The 20301-nt window shown below is 50.9% G+C and carries 19 protein-coding genes; 10 read left to right on the top strand and 9 right to left on the bottom strand.

Going from position 1 to position 20301, the window contains the following annotated elements; translation table 11 throughout:
• Nucleotides 1-185: 185 nt before the first annotated feature.
• The 4 genes from PGL01S_RS04615 to PGL01S_RS04630 form a co-directional block, all read right to left on the bottom strand.
• Nucleotides 186-551 (bottom strand): hypothetical protein, encoded by a 366-nt coding sequence (locus PGL01S_RS04615; protein WP_127491891.1) that lies wholly within the window; start codon nt 549-551, stop codon nt 186-188.
• A 15-nt stretch (nt 552-566) separates the two neighbouring features.
• Nucleotides 567-2048, bottom strand: coding sequence for an FTR1 family iron permease (locus PGL01S_RS04620; protein WP_127491893.1), 1482 nt, complete (start codon nt 2046-2048; stop codon nt 567-569).
• A 178-nt stretch (nt 2049-2226) separates the two neighbouring features.
• Nucleotides 2227-2793, bottom strand: coding sequence for a GNAT family N-acetyltransferase (locus tag PGL01S_RS04625; RefSeq protein WP_127491895.1), 567 nt, complete (start codon nt 2791-2793; stop codon nt 2227-2229).
• A 12-nt stretch (nt 2794-2805) separates the two neighbouring features.
• The gene (locus PGL01S_RS04630) at nt 2806-3645 is read right to left on the bottom strand and encodes an AraC family transcriptional regulator (protein WP_127491897.1); all 840 of its coding nucleotides are present in this window, start codon (nt 3643-3645) and stop codon (nt 2806-2808) included.
• 121 nt (nt 3646-3766) lie between these two features.
• Between PGL01S_RS04630 and PGL01S_RS04635 the strand changes: the two genes are divergently transcribed.
• Both PGL01S_RS04635 and PGL01S_RS04640 read left to right on the top strand, forming a co-directional pair.
• Nucleotides 3767-4840, top strand: coding sequence for a Gfo/Idh/MocA family protein (locus PGL01S_RS04635; protein ID WP_127491899.1), 1074 nt, complete (start codon nt 3767-3769; stop codon nt 4838-4840).
• Between the two features lie 14 nt (nt 4841-4854).
• On the top strand, nt 4855-6012 hold the full coding sequence (locus PGL01S_RS04640) for a Gfo/Idh/MocA family protein (RefSeq protein WP_127491901.1): 1158 nt from the start codon (nt 4855-4857) through the stop codon (nt 6010-6012).
• Between the two features lie 801 nt (nt 6013-6813).
• On the opposite strand, the gene PGL01S_RS04645 is transcribed toward PGL01S_RS04640, so the two are convergent.
• The gene (locus PGL01S_RS04645; RefSeq protein WP_127491903.1) at nt 6814-8292 is read right to left on the bottom strand and encodes an alpha-N-arabinofuranosidase; all 1479 of its coding nucleotides are present in this window, start codon (nt 8290-8292) and stop codon (nt 6814-6816) included.
• An 83-nt stretch (nt 8293-8375) separates the two neighbouring features.
• Nucleotides 8376-8678 (bottom strand): DUF6171 family protein, encoded by a 303-nt coding sequence (locus PGL01S_RS04650; protein ID WP_127491905.1) that lies wholly within the window; start codon nt 8676-8678, stop codon nt 8376-8378.
• A 274-nt stretch (nt 8679-8952) separates the two neighbouring features.
• Here PGL01S_RS04650 and PGL01S_RS04655 point away from each other — a divergent pair, with 274 nt between their 5' ends.
• On the top strand, nt 8953-9603 hold the full coding sequence (locus PGL01S_RS04655; protein ID WP_244935506.1) for a helix-turn-helix transcriptional regulator: 651 nt from the start codon (nt 8953-8955) through the stop codon (nt 9601-9603).
• Here PGL01S_RS04655 and PGL01S_RS04660 read toward each other — a convergent pair.
• Nucleotides 9587-10384 (bottom strand): AraC family transcriptional regulator, encoded by a 798-nt coding sequence (locus PGL01S_RS04660; RefSeq protein WP_244935507.1) that lies wholly within the window; start codon nt 10382-10384, stop codon nt 9587-9589. The two genes, PGL01S_RS04655 and PGL01S_RS04660, sit on opposite strands and share 17 nt — an antisense overlap.
• 171 nt (nt 10385-10555) lie before the next feature.
• Between PGL01S_RS04660 and PGL01S_RS04665 the strand changes: the two genes are divergently transcribed.
• Nucleotides 10556-11359, top strand: coding sequence for a phytanoyl-CoA dioxygenase family protein (locus PGL01S_RS04665; RefSeq protein WP_127491909.1), 804 nt, complete (start codon nt 10556-10558; stop codon nt 11357-11359).
• A gap of 49 nt (nt 11360-11408) precedes the next feature.
• On the opposite strand, the gene PGL01S_RS04670 is transcribed toward PGL01S_RS04665, so the two are convergent.
• Both PGL01S_RS04670 and PGL01S_RS04675 read right to left on the bottom strand, forming a co-directional pair.
• Nucleotides 11409-12368, bottom strand: coding sequence for a carbohydrate kinase family protein (locus tag PGL01S_RS04670; protein WP_127491911.1), 960 nt, complete (start codon nt 12366-12368; stop codon nt 11409-11411).
• A gap of 61 nt (nt 12369-12429) precedes the next feature.
• A complete protein-coding gene (locus PGL01S_RS04675; protein WP_127491913.1) occupies nt 12430-13413 on the bottom strand; it encodes a LacI family DNA-binding transcriptional regulator in 984 nt (327 codons plus the stop codon).
• Nucleotides 13414-13619: 206 nt separating this feature from the next.
• Between PGL01S_RS04675 and PGL01S_RS04680 the strand changes: the two genes are divergently transcribed.
• The 6 genes from PGL01S_RS04680 (at nt 13620) to PGL01S_RS04705 (ending at nt 20127) form a co-directional block, all read left to right on the top strand.
• Nucleotides 13620-14555 carry an ABC transporter permease gene (locus tag PGL01S_RS04680; protein WP_127491915.1) on the top strand — a complete coding sequence of 312 codons (936 nt, stop codon included), beginning with the start codon at nt 13620-13622 and terminating at the stop codon, nt 14553-14555.
• A gap of 76 nt (nt 14556-14631) precedes the next feature.
• Nucleotides 14632-15513: a carbohydrate ABC transporter permease gene (locus PGL01S_RS04685; protein ID WP_127491917.1), complete on the top strand. Its 882-nt coding sequence runs from the start codon at nt 14632-14634 to the stop codon at nt 15511-15513.
• A gap of 22 nt (nt 15514-15535) precedes the next feature.
• The gene (locus PGL01S_RS04690; RefSeq protein WP_127491919.1) at nt 15536-17149 is read left to right on the top strand and encodes an ABC transporter substrate-binding protein; all 1614 of its coding nucleotides are present in this window, start codon (nt 15536-15538) and stop codon (nt 17147-17149) included.
• Nucleotides 17150-17164: 15 nt separating this feature from the next.
• A complete protein-coding gene (locus PGL01S_RS04695) occupies nt 17165-18625 on the top strand; it encodes a glycoside hydrolase family 32 protein (RefSeq protein WP_127491922.1) in 1461 nt (486 codons plus the stop codon).
• Between the two features lie 345 nt (nt 18626-18970).
• Nucleotides 18971-19258 carry a transposase gene (locus PGL01S_RS31110; RefSeq protein ID WP_127491924.1) on the top strand — a complete coding sequence of 96 codons (288 nt, stop codon included), beginning with the start codon at nt 18971-18973 and terminating at the stop codon, nt 19256-19258.
• Nucleotides 19259-19269: 11 nt separating this feature from the next.
• Nucleotides 19270-20127 carry an IS3 family transposase gene (locus PGL01S_RS04705; RefSeq protein WP_244935511.1) on the top strand — a complete coding sequence of 286 codons (858 nt, stop codon included), beginning with the start codon at nt 19270-19272 and terminating at the stop codon, nt 20125-20127.
• Nucleotides 20128-20301: the final 174 nt, after the last annotated feature.

Genomic DNA, 20301 nt, shown 5'->3' on the forward strand with positions numbered 1-20301 from the left:
GCTTAAGTTCATTACCCTCATCCTATTATGAAAACGCTTTACAGTCAATAATCCGTTAGAAGAAATTTACTATTCGACAGAAACGATAAAATTATGAGCAACCGTTTGCGCATAATGGACTATTGAATCGGGGAGATTTATAGCCATTACGCAAAAAAAGGAGCCGGGAACCGGCTCCTTTTTGATTATTTAATTTCTTTAAGGGCGTCATTTAATTTGACGATTTGTTCTTTAAGCACGGCTTGGTCCAGCGGAGTTTCTTTAACTCCGGTTTGAATCGCGCCCAATGGATCTTCAACTTTACCGTATACATCGGCTTGATTAGCCTTTACATCATCTTCAAACTTCTCCCAACTCGACTCAAGCTCTTCAGCGTTCTTTGCTGCTTTTGCGGCATCGTTCGCCTCCACGTTTTTCTGCATCTCCGTTAAAGTATCCTGCATTTTCTTTGCTCCGTCTGTGGTAGAACTCGAATTCGACGAATTCGACGAACATGCTGCAAGAACAAGAACCAAACTTATAAGTACTGTTAACCCTTTTAACGTTTTCAAATGAATAACCCCCGATTAAATATGATTTATATTTGTCTGCTGTTGAATCTTTAACTCTTTTACTCGTTTATAGACAACGACAAGGATTGCAGCCAGCAGAAGGATACCTTGTGGAATGATATTTTCCCAAGTTGGATAAAGGCCAAATACATCGGCCACCGGGAGACTGTCGGAGTGCGTAGCTTTCAATACGCCTGCTAATTGCAGTCCGTGGATTCCCATGCCAAGAAACTTGAAGCATAAGTAAAATACTAGAATGCTGGAGACGAGGAAAAAAGGTCTCATCGGAATTTTCACGCCAACTTTTATAATCAAGAATGCAACAACAATCAAAATCAAGAGCCCGATTGCAATACCCGATAATAAACTAACCAGGCTAATGGAGGAAGCCATGCCGATAAAGAAGAGCACGGTTTCCGTTCCCTCTCGAAAGACAGCAAGGAAAGAGAGAATAGCAAGCGACCATAGACTTCCGGAAGCAAGCGCCTTGGTGCTTTTGCCATTAATATAAGCTCTCCAGTTGGAAAGGCTTGATTTGCTGTGCAGCCAATAGCTCATATAAATAAGCATGACCGCAGCAAATAGTCCGGTACAGCCTGCGATCAAGAAGTTATTGTTACCAAACGTACCCTTAGCGAACAGTTGCTGGACAACGACGCCTAGAATAACGCTAACCAGTGCGCCTGCCCCTAGACCATACCAGATCCAGTTCTTCTTCTCTCCATGGCCTGATTTCTTCAAGAATCCAAGAAGAGCGACGATTACCAGAAGTGCCTCAAGTCCTTCGCGAAGCAGGATTGTGATGACATCAATCATCCCATAGCCGGTTTTATTGGCCAGCGGTGCCAGATAATCGCGCATGTCCTTCAGAGTCTGTGCGGACTTCGTAATTTGGGGCGGATTTGAAGTAAGCAAGGCGTATGAGGATACCATATCCCGTTCCGCATCCCCATAAATTTTAGAGGACTGCGTGAGGACGATCCCCTCGACATCCAGCCATGAATTACGAAACGCCTCGATCTTGGCTTTCGCCGTCCCCACATCATTTTGGGCTAGAGCCGCATTCGCTTGGTCGAGCAGTTGGAGAATATCTTTAATCGTTGCATTCCCGGAAGAGGCAGGCTCTGTAAAGGAAGAAAAATCACCAGTTATAACTTTTTGATTGATGCTTATTAGTTTGTTAAGGCTTTGAACGACTTGATCTTTAGAAATCGGATTCTTGGCAAAGGCATATTGAACTTCACCCATTGTTTCTTCAATACTGCGATAGGCGCCTTTAGATTTGGATTTTATATCCTGTTCAAAGACGTACCAGCTTTTGTTAAATTGATCATATTGCTGCTTGGCAAGAACAAAATCATTTTTCTTGGCTGATTCTGCAGCGTTTATAACATGATTATTTGCGTCCGTTAATGCATCAGATGCTTGATCTGCAAATACTCCGGATGGCAATAGAAGCATACAAATAAAAATGAGAACAGTAAATTTAAACTTCATTCATCCACCCCGATATCAAATGAGAAACGTTATCAATAAACTTTCCACATTCAATATTACGTACTTAGAGGGTAGATGTCAATAATGATTCTCAATCGCGAAATTGGAAAATAATTAAAATGACAAGCTTTGATAATAATCAATTCTTATGTGTATGAAACCCCGCAGAGCTATGTGGTCATAGCAGGTCATTTGACAGCGCCTTCCCCGCGTCGTACGCGATCAGCCAGCAATCCCGGTATTCCCCCTCATGCCACTCATGCTTCTCCAGCAGCTTCACCTTCTTAAAGCCGCACTTCTCATACACTCTTAGCGCTCTTGCATTCCAGGCTTGCGGGTCCATGACGATCTTCCGCGCTCCCCGGTCGTTAACCAAATAACGCAACGTTTCTTTGATCAGCTCCGTGCCGATCCCCTTGTTCCAATATCGTGACTCGCCGATGAATTGATCCATGCCATAGATGCTTCCTGCTTCATCCGAGAGTCCGTAAATATCCCTTTCCTCTTCCTGAATCTCATAGAATTGCAGATAGCCGATATCGGTGCCGTTATATTGAATAATGCACGGTATGATCTCTTCCCGGTCCTCGTAAAAATGCTTCCGGACCAGTTCCGCGTCAAGCGGCCTGTCCCTGCCCTCGTAAAATTCCAGCACCACCGGATCGCTCAGCCAACGGACCAGCAGTCCCGCATCCTCCGATTCAAGCGTGCGGAGACCAACCTCTTTCCCTTGAAAAAGAATCATCGTTTCACCTCATTATTTGATCAGATGCTGCCTATACGTCAGCGGAGCCACGCCCATGATCTGGCGGAAAATTTTACTGAAATACGAGGGGTTCGCAATTCCTACCCTGTAGCCGATTTCCGATAACGGCAAGGATGTCTTGCGAAGCAGCGAACAGGCATGCCGGATCCGCGTCGCCTGGGTATAGGCCACAATCGTTGTGCCGGTCGACTCCTTGAACAGGTGAGCCACATGATAAGGCGACAAATGAAGCTCGCCTGCCAGGTCCTCCAGCCGGAACGGCTCCATATAATGCTTCTCTATCCATCCGATAATTTCTTCCACATGAAGATTATGCTTCTTCAGATAAGCCGATTCCCCGTCCGGGCTTTGCTTTAACTGATGCACAAGGCTGAGCAGGAAGACGCCCATGTTTTCCTCGAAATCCGCCTCTCTCTTGCCGCCCATCGTTAGACTGAACTGCCTGAGCAAAGCGACAAACGGCTCGCTCTCCGGCATTGCGTTCACCGGATGCACATTCGCCTGCTGCAGCATTAAGCGCTGGAAGAAGCTTTTTAAACTCGGAAAATCATTCAAATACCCATGCAGCACAGCCGGCTCGAACAGCAGCACGCTGCGGATGAAGGGCTCCGCCTCCGTCACCTGAATCTGAATCCGGTGCATCTGCAGCGGCGGGAAAACCAGCAGCGTATTGGGCTCAATCGAATACGATTTTCCGTCGATAATGAGCAGCCCCCGGCCCTCATGCACATACGTAAGCTCCATCTGGGAATGGGCATGAAACACTTCGCGGAAATAGTCCCTCGACGTTCTGCGGTACTCGTATTCGAATAATCTCTTTGCTTGAACCATTCGATTCCCACCTTCTCAAGATAACCGCAAGATATAAACATTTTACCGCAAAATCGAGCGACAAAGGATGTCTTTTTCCATATATCCTAGAAGCAATTCCACTAAAGGAGATGTTTCTCGCTTGAATAAATCAGATGGCATGAATTATGCGCCGCAAGGCAAACCCAATCCGGTCGTATCGCGCGGGGAGTTTCAATTCGCGGCAATCGCGCTGGACCACGGGCATGTCTTCGGCATGTGCAACGGATTGATTGAAGCAGGCGGCGAGCTTGTATACGTGTACGACCCGGATCCGGAGAAGGTTGCCCGGTTCGTCAAGAGCTATCCTCAGGTTAAGGTTGCTGCTTCCGAGGAGGAAATTTTCCACGATTCCCGTATTCAACTGGTTGCTTCCGCGGCTATTACTTCGGAACGCTGCGCGCTTGGCCTTCGGGTGATGCGGGCGGGCAAAGATTATTTTACGGACAAAGCCCCGCTCACAACGCTGGAGCAATTGGAAGACGCCAAGCGGGCTTCCGCCGAGACCGGACGCAAATACATGGTTTACTACGGCGAAAGGCTCCATAACGAAGGAGCTTTATTCGCCGGCCAACTGATCGAGCAGGGAGCAATCGGACGGGTTGTGCAGGTTATGGGCTGGGGACCTCATCGGACGAATGCGAAATCCAGACCGGAATGGTTCTTCGAACGGGAGAAATACGGCGGCATTATTTGCGATATCGGCAGCCATCAAATCGAGCAGTTCCTGTCCTATACGGGAGCTAAGGACGCACGGGTCGTACAGTCCCGGATCGCCAACTACCATCATAAGGACTATCCGGAGCTGGAGGATTACGGCGATGTGATGCTGACGGGCGATAACGGCGCGGCGGCTTACTTCCGGGTGGACTGGCTGACGCCTGACGGGCTGAGCACTTGGGGCGACGGGCGGACGCTTATCCTTGGCACGGAAGGTTATATCGAAGTCCGCAAATACGTGGATCTTGCCAAGAGTCCCGAAGGCGATCAGGTGTACATGGCTAACCAAGAGGGAGAGTTTCATTTTTCCGTGAAAGGTCAAGTTGGTTACCCGTTCTTCGGTCAGCTTATTCTCGACTGCATCCACCGTACGGAAAATGCCATGACTCAAGAGCATGCTTTCAAGGTTGCCGAGCTTAGCGTATTAGCCCAAAATCTTGCGGTTCGCATGGAATAGGAGAGGATTTCACGATGCTTAAAGTAGCGATTATTGGATCCGGGGCCATCAGCAGAGCCCATATTGACGCTTATCAGAAATTTTCGGACAGATGCCGGATTGTTGCCGTTACGGATATTTACTTAGACAAAGCCGAGAGCCGTATTGCCCAGTGTGGACTTACCGAGGCGAAGGCATACAGCGATTACAAGGAGCTGCTGGGGCAGGATATCGATCTGGTCTCCGTTTGCACGCCCCCTTACACGCATGCCGAGATTGCCGTTGACTTCCTCCGCGCGGGCAAGCATGTTCTGGTCGAAAAGCCGATGGCCTCCTCACTCGAAGAATGCGATGCCATGAACCGGGCGGCCGAGGAGAGCGGCAAGCTCCTGTCGATTGTTGCCCAGAACCGCTTCCGCACGCCGATGATGAAGCTTAAGGGAGTGCTCGACAGCGGGCTGATCGGCCCGGTTGTCCACTCGCAGGTCGACTCCTTCTGGTGGCGCGGTCACTGCTACTATGATCTGTGGTGGCGCGGCACGTGGGAGAAGGAAGGCGGCGGCTGCACGCTTAACCATGCCGTCCATCATATCGACGCGCTGCTCTGGATGATGGGAAGGCCAGCCGAACTGCAGGCGTTCATGAGCAATACGTCGCATGATAACGCGGAAGTGGAGGACCTGTCGATTGCGATGCTGAAATTTGCGGGCGGCGGTCTTGGCCAAATCACGAGCTCCGTCGTCCATCACGGCGAAGAGCAGCAGCTTATTTTCCAAGGCAAAGCAGCACGGATTTCCGCGCCATGGAAGCTTGTCACCTCCAGCTCCATGGATAACGGCTTCCCGACGCCGAACACGGCTCTCTCCTCCGAAATTCAAGCCTACTACGACAACCTGCCGGAGGTAACCTACGAAGGGCATGTCGGACAGATCAACAACGTATTGTCCGCGATTGAAGGCCGGGAATCTCTGTTGATTGACGGACATAGCGGACGCGCGACGCTCGAGCTGATTCTTGGCATTTACAAATCCGCCAGCACCGGGGAAAAAGTTACATTCCCGCTCGCCGCCGATGATCCGTTCTATACGCGCCAAGGCATCCAGGACAACGTCCCTCATTTCTACGAAAAAGGGGCCTCCGTCGAGAACTTCCAGGACCTCACGATTACGACGGGCAGCAATTTGAGAGGCTAGCAGATGGATGTAGAAGAATAAGACCCTGCCGGGGTCTTATTCTAGCTGAAGTTACTCTACTGGTAATGAATAAGACCCTGCTGGGGTCTTATTTCTTTAGGAGCAGCTTTAAGGGGTCAGTTTCGTCACTCGCGCTTGCGAATAAGACCCTGCAAGGGTCTTATCACGCTTCAAATTACCCTACTATTGCTGAATAAGACCCTGCGAGGGTCTTATTACATCTGCACGCCTTCTAATCAGGCCAGTTTGGATACACGCGATGGCAAATAAGCCCCTGCCAGGGTCTTAACGTATTTCAAATTATCCTACTATTGCTGAATAAGACCCTGCGAGGGTCTAATTTCATCTGAGTGGGGGATTTTGCAAGCTGTTTGCCGCTTGTTCTGAGTAATTAAGCCCCTTAGGGGCCTTAACTCGACTAAGCTAACTAATTTTATTGCCCTAAGGTCCCTCAGGGACTTTAAGCTTCTGCAAGCCCACTATTTGAACACATTTGGGTGCCATAGCAATGGAACCTCCTCGCAACGTTGGATCCCATCCAACGTAATTGCACATTTGACCTCACTTTCCAATCTACGTTGGATTTCATGCACCATAATGCACGCCTAACTGCCAAGTAACCACTCAATCAAGGAATACACTGGATGAAATCCAGCGTAGACGCTACGGTGCAAGTAAAACATCCCATTTTACTGGAGGAAATCCAACATAGGAAGCGTTAAGCCACAGCCCTCTCCCATACCCAATAGCAAAAGCCGTTAAGCCCCTCGAAAGGGACCTAACGGCTTTGGGCATAACGTATTATTGCTCCAAACGAAGCGTAACTACCGATGCGGCAGGCAGATTGAGGCTCAATTTGCCATTCTCGATCTTCGCTTCGTAGAATGCCTTCACGCTCACCTTGGAAGGCTCTTCGAAGGTGTTATGCGCCTGAATCGCATCCGCTGCAAGCAGCCTGCCCGTGCAGTTGAAGCTGCCTTCGGCACCGCGCAGCTCAAGGCTGATCTCCGATTGTTCGGACGGGTGCAGGTTGTACAGGCTGACATGGATGACGCCATCCTTCTTGGACGCGGTAACGCCGACTTGATCCAGCTCTTTGCCGTCGGCATTTACTTTGCCGAATTGGCCATGAATCGCCAGTGCCTCGGCATCCTGGTGGACGTTGTACATTTCAAGCACATGGTACGTAGGCGTCAGCAGGATTTTGTCCCCTTCCGTCAGAACCACCGCCTGCAGAACGTTAACCATTTGGGCAATGTTGGTCATCTGCACGCGATCGCAATGCTTATGGAAAATATGCAGGTTAATCGCCGCAACAAGCGCGTCGCGCATCGTGTTCTGCTGATACAGGAAGCCCGGGTTGGTTCCCGGCTCCACGTTAAACCAAGTACCCCACTCGTCAACGATCAGGCCAACGCGTTTGTTCGGGTCGTAACGATCCATTACCGTGCTGTGGCGAGTCAGAAGCTCATCCATAAATTCGGCTTTCTTCATGGTCACGAACCAGTCGTTCTCGTCAAACTCCGTTGCGGAACCCTTGTCGGCCCATTCTCCCGGAACCGTGTAGTGATGCAGGCTCAGACCGCTCATAAAGCGCTCCGCTTTGTTCATCAGCACGTCGGTCCATCGGTAATCGCTCGAGTTGGCGCCGCCTGCGATTTTGTACAGCTTGTTATCGCCGTATTGGCGGACATATGTCTGGAAATTGCGGTACAGATCCGCGTAATGCTCCGGAAGCATCTCGCCGCCGCAGCCCCAGTTCTCGTTGCCAACGCCAAAATATTTCAGCTTCCAAGGCTCTTCCCGGCCGTTCTGGCGGCGCAGATTCGCCATCGGGGAATCGCCGTCGAACGTCATGTATTCCATCCATTCGGACATTTCCTGAATCGAACCGCTGCCCACGTTGCCGCAGATATAAGGCTCAGCGCCAATCAGCTCGCATAAGCGGAAGAACTCGTGCGTGCCGAAATGGTTATTTTCCACCACGCCGCCCCAGTGCGTATTGACCATTCTCTTGCGCGTCTCGCGGGGACCGATGCCGTCTTTCCAGTGATACTCGTCGGCAAAACAGCCGCCCGGCCAGCGCAGGACAGGCACCTTGAGATTGCGCAGCGCTTCGATAACGTCATTACGGATACCGTCCGTATTCGGAATGTCCGAATCTTCCCCTACCCACAAACCTTCATAAATGCATCTGCCAAGATGCTCGGCGAAATGGCCATAGATATTCTTGTTAATCGTGCCGATCGACCAGTCTGCATGGACAACTGCTTTGTTCATTTGTAAAAAGCCTCCTAAAAAGAATGATTACATAAACAGCCGGATGGCTGTTCGTGATGATTCTTGCCTCGTAAGCGTTCGCTTCAGAAATGTCTCGCTTCCCATAACGCCCGAACCGCCTGCTGGGGATGCGGGCATCCTTTATCCTTCAGCTTGGCTCGCACTTGTACGAGACAGCCGCAATGCATGCAGGTCGTATCGTAAGCCATGCTTGCACAGCCTTCGCATGCGGCGAGCCGCTTCGCGTACAGCTCGTCCGTAACGCAGGCATCGGGTTTGATCTTGGAGATCAGACGCTGAATCTGTTCGTCCGTCACTCTGACATCGGCCGAGCAGCCCTTGCAGCCGTCCCGTTCCCTTTTACTGACAGATTCTGTGATTGTCATGCTTGCTTCAGCTCCTACCCGCGCACAGGACGATAATAAATAGTTCTATATGAAAGATTGTATGGGATTGAGAAAGCGCCTACAATTCACTATAATGAGAAAAAACTGACCTATCGTGCTTTTTTGAAGAAAGGAGCTGCTGACGATCATCCGATTAGACAGCTGCGGCTACCGGTTCGTCCATCCTCACGGAATTTCGATTATCCGGCCTAACGGTTCGGGGGATTATGCTTTTGTTCTGTTCAAGAAGAAATCCGAGGTTATCATACGGGGCTTGCGTATTCTTGTGGACAGCGATTCGTTCATCCTGTTCCAGCCGGATACGCCGCATTCGTATATGCAGTTTGAGCTACCTTTCGTAAACGACTGGTTTCATTGCCGGGGAGAAGAGCTGAAGGGCTTGCTTGCCGAACTGAACTTTCCGCTGGATACTCCCGTCCCGGCCGTTGACCCGATGCTGATCTCGAGAAGCATTATGGAGCTCCACCGGGTTCAGAAGCAAGGCGGGCATTTGAGGGATCAAATTCTGGATACGGATATCCGGGCGCTTCTGATGAAGCTGAGCAATCTGCACCAGCTTTCCCAGCATCCCGAGCGGCCGGGCCGTTATATCCGGCAGTTCTCCGAGCTGCGGGACGAGCTGTATAACTCGCCGCAAAGCCATGTTACGGTAGAGATGCTGGCTGACCGCGTGCACCTCAGCAAGTCTTACTTCCAGCATCTCTATAAGGATATTTTCGGCTGCTCCGTCGTCACCGATATGATTAACGGCAGGCTGGAGCTCGCCAAATATTTGCTCAAGAACAGCACCCACTCCGTATCGGCTATCGCGGCAAGCTGCGGGTACGAGCATGAGACGCATTTCATGCGGCAGTTCAAGAAATTTGTCGGACTGACGCCAAGCCAATTCAAATCTCGGGTGTAGACGTAGACTCCGCCTTCCGTTTATAGTCCGCCGGACCGCAGCCGTACCGCCTGCGGAACAAGGCGGCAAAATGGTTATAGCTCTGGAAGCCAACGTCGAAGGCTGCTTCCCCGGCCGTCCGGCCAGCCTGCAGCATAAGCAGAACGGCCTGCTCGAGACGCATATTGTTTAGCGTGTCCACAATGGAGCGGCCGGTCTCCGCCTTGAATAGATGGGACAGCCGGGAGGCGGACAGTCCTACCCGCGCTGCCAGCTCGTTAATGGATAACGGCTCCTGCATCTGCGCGGATAAAATCCGCATCACCTGGCTGACGCGGTAATCCAGCTTGTCCGCAAGCTGCCCGGCCATTAGCAGAATTAAGGCACTTAGCTGATTATCGCACAGCTCCTCCCAGAACCCGCCCTGCGCCCTTGAGTCATGCAGCAGCGACCGGAAGATCCGGATCACCCTTCGCTGCAGCTCGCTGGAAGGCAGCGGGCAGAGCAGCACCTCTTCATCCGGAAGCAAGGACAGCTCCGGGAGCCGATTGAAATGCACCCACATAAAGTTCCACGTATCTCCTTTTACGGTACCGTACGTATGAGGAACCCTTTTGCGGAGCAGTACCAGCTCCCCCGCCTTGCATAATTTCTCTCCCGCAGCCGTTCGAAAAAAACCCTGACCATCCAGCGTGTAAACGAGCAGCCAATCCTCCCTTCCGGCAGGACGCACCATGCAATAGGATTCGTTTTCCAAGAAATGTCCCGTAACGACGCCGTTCTTCGATTCCTTCTCCACCATTTCCACCCCGCTCCGATTCATTACCCTAAGGGTATCGCGCCAGCCTTCATTCGTCCAGCATTATAGCAGAATCCAAGCAGTATTGAGCATAATCGCGACTTCAACCTTTTCCCTTAACGCCCTACAATTAGAGACAAGAAGCAGCTCACAACAAGGAGAGGGGCCATACAAATGAACCAGTCGCTTAAAGTGCTCACCGAGGAGCAGATGAAGCAGTTCGAGACGGAAGGTTATGTCATCGTAAAGGGCGTTTGGAGCAAGGAAGAGATCGAGGAAATCCGGGCCGAGTTCGATAAAATCAGCCTTACCCCGATTCCCGGCTACTTCGAGCCGGCTCTGGACGGAGAGCAGGAGGATCCGCTTCGCCGCTATCCGAGGGTGATGCATCCGCACCGTTATAACGATCTGAGCAAGCATTACATGCTGCATCCGGTTGTTCTCGACATTATGCACGATCTGTACGGAGAAGAGGCTTTGGCTGCGCAAAGCATGTTCTATTACAAGCCTCCGGGCTCGCGCGGTCAAGCGCTGCATCAGGATAACTTCTACCTCAAGGTGGAGCCGGGCAACTGTATTGCGGCATGGGCGGCTATCGACCGCTGTGACGAAGAAAACGGCTGTATGCTTCTTGTTCCGAAAACAAATACGTATGAAATTGTATGCCCGGAAGAATCCGATTCGAACGAATCGTTCACCAACCATTACGTGAAGCCGCCAAAAGAGGAAAAACCCGTTGCAGCAATCATGGAGCCCGGCGATATCCTGTTCTTTAACGGCAATCTGATTCACGGCTCTTACCGGAACAAAACAAAAGACCGCTTCCGCCGCGCTTTTATTTCCCACTACGCGAACAGCAGCGCGATGTCCATCTCGCATTGGTACAATCCGCTCTACAAGGCGGACGGCTCCGAGCTGTCGCTGGAAGCAAATCCGGACGGCGGACCATGCGGCATCGAGACGCCGGCTTATCACTAATCATAAAAGGAGGCACGTTGGTTACCCGAACCGGCGATGCCTCCCTTTTTTATGCCGAATACCGATTGACCTCTTCAAGCGTTGGCAGTGCCGCAATGGCCCCTACCTTCGTACAGACGATAGCCCCTACTTTATTTGCGAATTCCACGAAGGACAAAAGCTGACCGAACGTTACCCCCTTCGGCTCCTCCAGCCTGCTGATCTGCCATAGCAAAGCGCCAACAAAGGCGTCCCCAGCCCCGGTAGAATCAATGGACTTCACCGTTATACTCGGCACCTGCGTCAAAGTCTTGCCATCGGACACCAACGTGCCATTCCTGCCCAGCGTCACGCAGACCCGCTTAGCCCCCAGCCCGTGAAGCAGCCGAACGGCTTCCGCAGGATGCGTCTCGCCGGTCATCAGCAGCAGCTCCTCCTCGCTTACTTTGACGAGATCGGCTTGCGACGCGCCATCCCGGGCCAGCTTGATGAACTCGTTCAGCCGGTCCCCCCACAGATCCTTTCTGTAGTTCGGATCAAAGGAGATAAACGGTTGCCCGTTCACCGCGGCTCCCTGCATTAGCGTTGCATAAGTCGAGCGGAACGGTTTGTCCAGCAAAGCGGTAGCCGAGCCGAAATGCAGGACGGTCGCGGCATAAAGACGTTCCCGGTCAATCTCATCCAGCTCGACGAAACGATCGGCGCCGCGGTTAAACACAAAATCCCGCTCTCCGCTTGCTTCCAGCGAGACGAAGGCTAGAGTTGTTGGCACTCCGGCATCCAGCATCAGCATGGATGTATCAACCTTTTCCTCTTCCAATGTCCGCTTTAAGTAATGTCCGAACGGATCCTCTCCTACCTTGCCAACAAAAGCAGAGCTCCCGCCCAGCCGGGCTATTGCCGCGCTGACATTGGCAGGCGCTCCTCCTGCTTTTTTCGCAAACCGCTCGCCTTGCTCCAGGTCCACATCAATATCGATACAGAAAAAATCAATCAACAGCTCCCCGATACAAATGACATTCCCCGCCATCTTAATCCTCTCCCTTAATGTGATAACCGGTTGACATATGACCCAAAAAAGAAACCACGTTCTAAGTGGTTTCCCTTTCCATCAGCCGAACCGGCAAATAAACCTCTTCCGCCTCATGATCAGCTTCACCGTCAATCTGCTCCGACAAGATCCGGACGCATTCTTGAGCAATTCCTTTGATCGGCTGCTGAATGGACGTCAGCTCCGGCAGGAAGGCTTGTACCGTCTCCGAGCCGTCGTAGCCGATGATCTTAATATCCTCCGGAATACGGAGACCTTTTTTCTTCACGTACTGGATAAACGTTGCCGCAATCAGATCGTCACTGGCAAATACGCCATCCACTTCGGGATGCTCCGCGAAAATCTGATCGAACAGATTCGAATACGCCCTTTGATCAAACGATTGATGGTTCTCGTATACGATTGGCTCGCGGCCGTTCTCTATGATCACGTCTTCATAGGCTTTCCGCCGCAAATTCGCCGGAGTCGCCAGCTCAATCGGCCCGTTAATATGGACAATATGCCGGCAGCCCTTTGCGAGAAGCAGCTCCGTTGCCAGCTTGCCGCCGTTATAGTTATCCGAACCAACCACCGGAATGGTGGGAGCCAAATAGTGGTCGATTGCCACAACCGCCATTTTTCCGTGATTGTAGTGGTGAAGGCCCCGGTTATGCGAACATACGATAATGCCGTCCACCTGATTGCGCAGCAGCATATCGAGGTACCGCTCCTCGTTCTCCTTGCTGTGAAGGCTGTTGCAGAGCAGAACTTTATACCCTTTCTCCGCACAGATGCTCTCGATGTAGAAGGCCAGCTCGCTGAAGAACGGATTGTTCACCGTCGGGAGAATAAGCCCGATCAGATTCGTTTTTTTATTAAATAACGACCGCGCGACGTCATTGGGAAAATAGTTCAGTTCCTTCATCGCGCCGTATACGGCGTCTTTCGTCTCCTGGCTGATATAGCCGCGATTGTTGAGCACCCGCGACACCGTCGTTTTGGATACGCCGGCTTTTTCCGCCACATCGCTTATTTTCGGGTTCACTTGCCTCACCTCATTCCTGTCTTACCGCTTTATGGAACCTATTATAAGCTTAATGCCTCTTTGATTAAACCACAAAATCAAGATTTATGAAACCGGTTGACATATGTCATCCGGTTGACATATACTTACCCTGAAATCGGGGAAACGTATTCCATCCTCTTTTTCCTGGCTTCGCATGAAAGCGTACTCTTAAGGGGGAATATCAATTGGCAAGCGCATCCATCGGCAGAAAACAAAAGCCAAGCTGGATCTATTACGTATTCAGAAACTACACACTGTATCTCTTCCTGCTGCCAGCCGTCGTGCTGACAATCGTGTTCAAGTATGTTCCGATGTACGGCTCCATTATCGCCTTCAAAAACTTCAGCCCGCTGAAAGGCATCATGGGAAGCGAATGGGTTGGCTTCGAGAACTTCAACCGGTTCCTGTCATCGCCCAACTTCTACGATATTTTCATGAACACGCTGAAGCTAAGCGTCTACGGCTTGCTGCTGGGCTTCCCGGTTCCAATCGTGCTGGCGCTTATGCTCAATCAGATCAGAGGGGCTAGGATCAAGAAAAATATACAGCTGATCCTGTACGCGCCCAACTTTATCTCGGTTGTTGTCCTTACCGGCATGCTGTTTGTTTTCCTGTCGCCGGCAGGGGTAATCAATTCGCTGGTCACCATGTTTACGGATAAGCCCATCTCGTTTATGTCCGATCCTGCCTACTTCCGCACGGTCTACATTTTATCGGGTATCTGGCAAGGCGCGGGCTGGGCCTCGATTATTTACGTCGCCGCCCTCTCCAATGTGGATCCGCAGCTGCATGATGCGGCAACCGTTGACGGCGCTTCGCTCCTGCGGCGCATCTGGCATATCGATCTGCCTACGCTCAAGCCGGTTATGGCGGTTCTGTTCATCCTGGCGGCAGGCGGTATCATGTCGATCGGGTACGAGAAGGCTTTTCTGATGCAGACCGCGATGAATACGCCTACGTCGGAGATTATCGCGACTTACGTGTACAAGGTTGGCCTTCAGTCAGGCGACTATGCTTACTCCACCGCCATCGGCCTATTTAACTCCATTATCAATATCATTCTGCTCGTCCTCGTGAACGCCGTCGTGAAGCGGCTGAACGAAGGAGAAGGCCTGTATTAAAGCTAATGCTTTCGATGCAAGAATCGTCACGAACAGCCATCCGGCTGTTTGGGTAACCATTCTTTTAGGAGGACTTATGGACATTCACATTTCCCGAAAGGACCGCGTTCTGCTCGTTATTACCTACGTCTTGCTCGCCCTGCTCGTGCTGATCGTTCTCTTTCCGCTTCTTTACGTGCTCCTTGCCTCCTTCTTGAACCCTAATGTGCTGCTGACCAAGGGGCTTTCGCTTAACGCCTCGGACTGGAGCATAACCGGGTACGAGAAAATATTGGGCAATGCCGCCATGTTAAGAGGCTTTCTGAACGCCATCTTGTATTCAACCGGTTTTGCGCTGGCGACCGTGGTCGTATCGGTTTTTGCCGCCTATCCGCTTAGCCTTGAGGGGTTTGTAGGCAAACGGATGTTTATGGTGTTTTTCCTGATCACAATGTTCCTGAGCGGCGGCTTGATTCCGACGTATCTGGTTGTCAAAGACCTGAACCTGCTGAATACGATTTGGGCGATTATTCTGCCCGGCGCGGTGAGCGTGTACAACATTATTTTGGCGAGAACTTATTTTGCCGGCATTCCGAAGGAATTGAATCAAGCCGCTCAAATTGACGGTGCCACGGATCAACGGCTCTTTTTCCAAATTATCCTGCCGCTGTCCAAGCCTATTATTTTTGTCCTTGCCCTCTATGCGTTTGTCGGGCAGTGGAATTCGTATTTCGACGCGATGATTTATCTCGACAACAATCAGCTGTTCCCGCTGCAGCTTGTTCTGCGGTCGATTCTAATTCAGAACCAGGTGGATCCCGGCATGATCTCGGATATTCTCGCCCAAGCCGAGCTGAAGAAGCTGTCGGAGATGATCAAATATTCATCCATTGTGGTTTCCAGCTTGCCGCTTATCGTGATGTATCCGTTCTTCCAGAAGTACTTCGAGAAAGGCGTTATGGTTGGCTCCATCAAATAACAGATACGGGGGAAATATTCTTATGAAAAAGACGATTTATTCCGCAACGGCTCTCGCTTTATCCATCTCGATGCTTGCAGGCTGCAGCAGCGGAGACAAAGGCTCGGCCGCTACCAAGAGCTATGACCTGAAGGAGGTATCCTTCCCGCTGCAAGAGAAAGTGACGCTGAATTTTATGACGCAAAGCTCGCCGCTTGCCCCGACCGACCCAAACCAGAAGCTGATCTACAAGCGGCTTGAAGAGAAAACCGGCGTTCATATTAATTGGAAGAACTTCACCTCGGACTCCTTCGTTGAGAAAAGAAATCTTGCTGTAGCCAGCGGCGATCTGCCGGATGCCATCCTGGATGCGGCTTACTCCGACTACGACCTGCTGAAGCTGGGCACGGACAAAACGATTATTCCGCTTGAGGATATTATTGCAAAGTATATGCCGAATCTGCAGAAGGTGCTTGCGGATGCGCCGGAGTACAAAGCGATGATGACAGCGCCGGACGGCCATATTTACAGCTTCCCATGGATCGAGGAGCTTGGCGCGGGCAAGGAAAGCATTCACTCCGTCAACGATATCCCTTGGATTAACGTCGAGTGGCTGAACAAGCTTGGCCTAAAGATGCCAACTACAACCGAAGAATTGAAAAACGTCCTGCTGGCCTTCAAAAAAGACGATCCGAATGGCAACGGCCAAGCCGACGAAATTCCGCTCAGCGTCGTGATGAATAACGGCAACGAGGATTTGAACTTCCTGTTTGGCTCCTTCGGCCTTGGAGATAACGGCGATCATACCGTCGTAACCGATGACGGCAAAGTAGTATTTACGGCTGATCAGGACGGCTACAAAGATGCCGTGAACTATTTGCATGATCTGTACGCGCTTGATCTGATCGACGAGGAATCGTTCGAGCAGGATTACAATACTTTCCTGGCGAAAGGTCAGGATGATCGTTACGGCTTGTACTTCACTTGGGACAAAGCGAACATTACGGGCAATAACGACAAGTATGATCTGATGAAGCCGCTGGCCGGCCCTTCCGGCGAAGTAAACGTCACCCGCACGAACAACTATGGCTTTGACCGCGGCCGCATGGTGATTACAAGCGCGAACAAAAACATAGAGTTAACGGCGAAATGGATCGACCAGCTGTACGAGCCGCTTCAATCGGTGCAGGATAACTGGGGGACTTACGGCGATGAAACGCAGCAAAACATTTTCAAATTCGACGAGGCAAAAGGCATGCTCGAGCATCTTCCGCTTGAAGGGGCAGCGCCGGCAGAGCTTCGCCAGAAGACCAATATCGGCGGACCGCTTGCGATCCTCGACGAGTATTACGGCAAATACACAACGAAGCCGGACGATGCGGCTTGGCGCCTGAACATTATGAAAGAAAGACTTGTTCCTTACATGAAGGCGGAGAACAACTATCCGAAAATTTTCTTCTCGCTGGAAGACCAGAAGCAGCTGTCCACGATTGAAACCGACTTGTTCGCTTACGTGAACCGGAAACGCGCAGAGTGGATTAAGACAGGCAAGGTTAACGAGGAATGGGCGGATTACTTGAAAGAGCTGAATCGCCTTGGCCTTGAGAAATGGCTGCAAATCAAGCAAACCGGCTACGACAACTATATCAAATCATAAAAGGTGGACGTTTACTTGGAAGCAATCAAGAAGACCGCATATCGGCCTCTATGGCATTTTGCACCGCAGCAGAACTGGATTAACGATCCGAACGGACTTGTATATTTTAATGAAGAGTATCATCTTTTCTATCAATATCATCCTCATGGCTCGACGTGGGGTCCCATGCATTGGGGCCATGCCGTCAGCAAGAATCTCGTTCATTGGGAAGAACTTGCGATCGCGTTATACCCCGATGAGAACGGGACAATCTTCTCGGGAAGCGCGGTGGTGGATTGGCATAACACAACAGGTTTCTTCCCGGAGGAGCCGGGTCTGGTCGCTATCTTTACGAGTCATCAAGAGGTAAAAGGCGAACCCGTCGTGCAGACGCAAAGCCTTGCTTACAGCCATGATAACGGCAGAACATGGACGAAATACGAAGGAAATCCTGTGCTTCGCGCGACGGCCAAACCGGATTTCCGCGATCCGAAAGTATTCTGGCATAAGGATAGCGGCAAATGGTTGATGGCGCTGGCCACCGAACAGACCATCTCTTTCTACTCCTCGCTGGACCTGAAAGCCTGGGAGCTTGAAAGCGAGTTTGGCGAAGGCGTCGGCTTTCACGGCGGCGTATGGGAATGTCCGGATCTCTTCCAACTGACGATTGAAGGAACGGAAGACAGCAAGTGGGTACTCTTCGTCAGCGTAGGCGACAATCCGGATTATAAGGAAGGCTCGCGCACCCAGTATTTTGTCGGGGAGTTCAATGGTTCCGTCTTTACGCCAGATGACGATGAGCTTCGCTGGCTGGACTTTGGCCGCGATAACTATGCGGGCGTAAGCTTCTCGGATATTCCGGAGGCAGACGGCAGGCGCATCTATACGGCCTGGATGAGCAACTGGCGTTATGCGAATCTTGTTCCGTCGAACGGCTGGAGAGGTTCGATGACGGCTCCCCGCACGCTATGCCTGAAGCGGTTGGAAGAGAACGGCGAGCTTGTTATCGTACAGCATCCTGTTAAGGAGCTCGAAACGTATTTCTCTCGAGTGGCGGCTCAGCTTGAGGATGTGCTACTTGCAGATGGCGCAGATCACAGTCTGGATTGCGAGCTGGATGCCTTCGAGCTTCGTATCGAAGCAGAGCAGATTGAGGCACGGGAGCTAGGCATCATCATTCATCATAATAAGAAGCAGTACACGACGATTACTTATTCTGCACATGAGCAAAGCCTCACTTTGCATAGGGAGCATGCCGGACCAAACGATTTCTCCGACATGTTTGCGGAGCCTCAGCAAATGAAGCTGTACGGTTCCAAGGACCGGTTTAGCCTGCGAATTCTGGCCGATACAGCCTCCATCGAGTTGTTCCTCGCGGATGGTTCGGCAGCGATGACAAGCCTGATCTTCCCGGATCAGACTTGCCGGAAGATCGCGCTTTATGCGATTGACGGTACAGCGCAGCTGGCGAGCTGCACGGTACTGGCAGCGGAATAACCGAAAAAGCAATCCCCACAGCCGATGGCTTGGGGATTGCTTTTTATTCGTAACAAGCTTCCGGTTAAAGTCCCTAAGAGATCTTAACGTCTCCAATCTATTCGACGGCTTACTCGATGAGACCGTCCTGCTCAACGCGAACCCACCATTTCAGCACGTCCGCACCTCTTTCCATGCCTGATAAGACCCTGCCAGGGTCTTATCCGTAACCAACTAGCTACTTCTCTAGCAGATAAGACCCTCCGAGGGTCTTATCTCAACACGAATGGAGTTAGACTGTTTAGTGGACACGACTTAAGGAACACCCTTTATAATAGACACAACAATGAAAAAGAGGTGTGGACCGTGGGAGATGTCCGTGAAAGCTATGACAAAGAGTTTAAACGCAATACGATTCAGCATATGGAATCGACGGGAAAGAAACCAATCGAGATCGCAAGGGAATTAGGAATTCCTAAAAGCACCTTAACCCGCTGGATTAAGCAGTATGGTAGTGGTGCTGTTAAGGAACCATCCCAAGTGTTTGTCGATTATGAGCGGCTTAAAAAGCTGGAGCAAGCCAATAAAGATCTCCAAGAGGAGAATGAAATCTTAAAAAAAGCGATGCACTTCTTCACAAAGGAACGGGACTAATTTTTAAGTTCATTTACAAACACCGCTTGAAGTTCCGAATCCAGAAGATGTGCCGTGTTTTAAAAGTGTCCAAAAGCGGTTACTACCAATGGTTGAATCGTAAGCCTAGTGCGAGAGAGCTGGAGCGCCAGAAACGCAGACGTCGCATTCAGCATTACTTTAACCACTTCAAACGCCGTGCGGGCAGCCGGCCCATCACAGCCGCATTACGTGAAGAAGGGCATAAATGGTCTTCCAAGACCGTAGAGCGCTGCATGAAAGCAATGGGCCTGAAGTCGATTGTAGCCCGAAAATACAAAGCAACGACAAACGCGAATCACAGCCTGCCGGTACACGATAATACCCTGAACCAGGATTTTAACGTATCGGCGCCAAACAAGGTTTGGGTAACGGACATTACGTACATTGCAACCCGTGAAGGCTGGTTGTATTTAGCCAGTGTTATGGACCTCTTCTCCCGCAAGATCGTAGGATGGAGTCTAGGCTCGCGGATGACAAGAGAATTAGTGATCGATGCGTTAGACCAGGCTTACGAGCGGCGCAAACCTGAACCCGGCTTAATTCACCATTCCGATCGTGGTTCGCAATATGCCAGCACGGACTACCAAGAAAAGCTCAAACAGTACAAAATGATAGGCAGCATGAGTCGCAAAGGCAATTGTTACGACAACGCCTGCATCGAGTCTTTTCACAGCACACTAAAGAAAGAGCTCGTTTACCAAACGACATTCCACACGAGGGCGCAAGCGATAGAGGCGCTTAATAGCTATATAGCGTTCGACTACAACCGACTTCGCTTACACTCTTCATTGGGTTACAAATCCGCCCATCGTTTTGAGCAATTGTATGACCAGAAATCTGCCGTTTAATCCGAGGTAGTTCCTTAATTCTGTGTCCACAATATTGACTGCACTCCAGAACCCACCATTTTCGCACGTCCGCGCCCCTTCCAATGCCCGATAAGACCCTGCCAGGGTCTTATCGCTAACCAACTAGCTACTTCTCTTGCGAATAAGACCCTATGAGGGTCTTATCTCAACGCC

The organism is Paenibacillus glycanilyticus NBRC 16618, assembly GCF_004000805.1.
In the GTDB taxonomy this organism is placed as follows: domain Bacteria; phylum Bacillota; class Bacilli; order Paenibacillales; family Paenibacillaceae; genus Pristimantibacillus; species Pristimantibacillus glycanilyticus.